2 protein-coding genes and 1 pseudogene are annotated in these 1,997 nt (G+C 63.7%); all 3 read right to left on the reverse strand.

What is annotated here, in order from left to right; all coding sequences use genetic code 11:
- Positions 1-273: pseudogene (locus SK571_RS46035) on the reverse strand (rhamnogalacturonan acetylesterase); the annotation flags it as partial.
- 11 nt (positions 274-284) lie between these two features.
- The gene (locus tag SK571_RS46040; protein WP_319990411.1) at positions 285-1,295 is read right to left on the reverse strand and encodes a glycosyl hydrolase 53 family protein; all 1,011 of its coding nucleotides are present in this window, start codon (positions 1,293-1,295) and stop codon (positions 285-287) included.
- Positions 1,292-1,576, reverse strand: coding sequence for a poly(ethylene terephthalate) hydrolase family protein (locus SK571_RS46550; protein WP_454780195.1), 285 nt, complete (start codon positions 1,574-1,576; stop codon positions 1,292-1,294). The genes SK571_RS46040 and SK571_RS46550 overlap by 4 nt, the downstream gene beginning before the upstream one ends.
- Between the last annotated feature and the right edge of the window lie 421 nt (positions 1,577-1,997).

Raw genomic sequence — 1,997 nt, forward strand, 5'->3', positions numbered from 1 at the left:
CGTGGTGCGGACGACTTGGCCGGACGTCGTGGGAACGGCGTTGAGGACCTGCCTGCTGGCCTCCACCGACATCGACGTGTTCGCCGCCTTGGAGGTGCTGCCCAGTTCGACGGTGACGTCGTAGTTGCCGGGAGCGACGTTGAAACTGCACTTGATCGGCGCGGTGCCCGAGCACTGCGGCGGCAACGCCGCCGCGGCTGCCACCACGGGCACGGGGACCAGCACGGCCACGCTCAGCACGGCAGTGAGGAACGCCAGACGATTGAGAGACACTGGTTCTCCTGTCACACGTTGAGGAAGCCGTCCATTGCGGCGGTGGGGCGACGGTTGCTCTCCCAGGCGGTCATGTCGTAGCCGCTGAAGGGCGAGTAGCCCTCTGGTTCCCAGAAGAAGGTGCCGAGGCCGCCGAAGGCCTTGGTGCCGGTGATGAACTGCTTCAGCCCGTCGCGGACCTGGTTCGGGTTGCCGATCGGCCCGCCGTACTCGACGTGCATGATCGGCTTGCCGTAGGTGGACTGGATGGTCCGCATGTTGCCGATGATCGGTGCCACGTTGCTGCCCTGGGCGTAGGACGAGAGGCCGGTGATGTCCCACTTGCCGCCGTTGCCGCGGTAGGCGTTGAAGAACCGTTGGATGCTGTCCATCTTCTGCGGCTGCGCGAGGTGGACCATGACCGGCGTGGCCGGGAAGACCTGTTTGGACACGTCGTAGGCGGCGTTGAGCAGACCGGTCATCTGCGACGGTTTGCTCACACTGCCGACAGGGGAACAGATGCCGCTGTTCTGCTCGTTGCCGATCTTCACCCAGCCCGGCGTCACACCGCCCGCCTTGAGCAGCTTCAACGAGTCGTCGACGTAGCGGCGCAGGGCGTCGCGCATCTGCGGGTAGCTCATGTTCGCCCACGCCTTGGGTGGTTTCTGCACGCCGACGGAGTTCCACGTGTCGCCGAAGTGGAAGCCGAGCAGTACCTGCATTCCGGCGTCGCGGCAGCGCTGCGCCATCTTCACGGTTTCCTGGATGCTGCAGTGTCCGTTGGCCGGGCTGTTGGAAGGGTTCACCCAGGTGCGCAGGCTGATCGCGGTGAGGCCGTAGCTCTTGAGGATGGTGAACAGGTCTTGGCGGACGCCGGACTTGTTGAGCCAGTAGTAGCCGTTGGCTTCCATCTGCGGCATCCAGCTGATGTCCGCGCCCTTGACGAACGTCGCCGCGGACGCCTGCGAGGTGGTGCCGAGAGCGAGGGCGCCTGCCCCCGCGGCCGCGCCGATCATGAGGCTGCGGCGGGAGATTCCGGTCATCGCGAACTTCCCTTCGTGGGAACGAGCGGGCAACTGGCGCGGTAGGTGCGGATGCCGGTGTTGTCCAGCAACGGGCACAGGAACTTCTGATAGCGCTTGTCCTGGTCGAGGAAGATCTTCATCCACGGGATGACCTTGCGCGTCATCACCGAGTTGTTCTTCGCACCAGGCCACGCGAGGAGCGGCGGGCCAGCGGATCTGTCGGGGTCAGCTGAATTTGGGGCATGGTGCAGCACCTCTTCCTCGGCAGGGGCGGTGAAGAGAACTCGAAGCGAGACCACACAGACTGTGAACGTGCACAGACCTTCACTTAACTATTTGCTCTGATAGAACCGCAAACGGGTGATCGTTTCAAGGCCATCTTAACCACTTCTTGTGTACGTACACAGTCGAGTCGAAATTCGAACGCCACATTCGACACCACGTCCTCGCGGTAGTAGGACGCGAGCGGAGCCGTGTCCTGCGGGATCGCGTAGACCGCGGAGTCCAAGGTGTGGCGCTCGAAAAGCATCGCTGCAGCTCAAACGGCATACCGATACTCGTTGATCACCCTGTGGGGGTGCCAAAACTAGGCCTGGTGGTCTGACCTGTGCCTCAGGCCGCCGCGGGTTCATACTCGTTAATCAAGCCGCCGAAGACTCGCTGGCGACGTTCGAACCTGTGGCCCGGCCCTGGGATTGGGTTGGCCGGGTCGTGGTGGCG

Source organism: Lentzea kristufekii (genome assembly GCF_033949925.1).
Taxonomy (GTDB): Bacteria; Actinomycetota; Actinomycetes; order Mycobacteriales; family Pseudonocardiaceae; genus Lentzea; species Lentzea kristufekii.

Bases quoted from the DNA above. Each gene is read 5' to 3' on its own strand.
- SK571_RS46040 (WP_319990411.1), bottom strand. From the start codon at position 1,295: ATGACCGGAATCTCCCGCCGCAGCCTCATGATCGGCGCGGCCGCGGGG.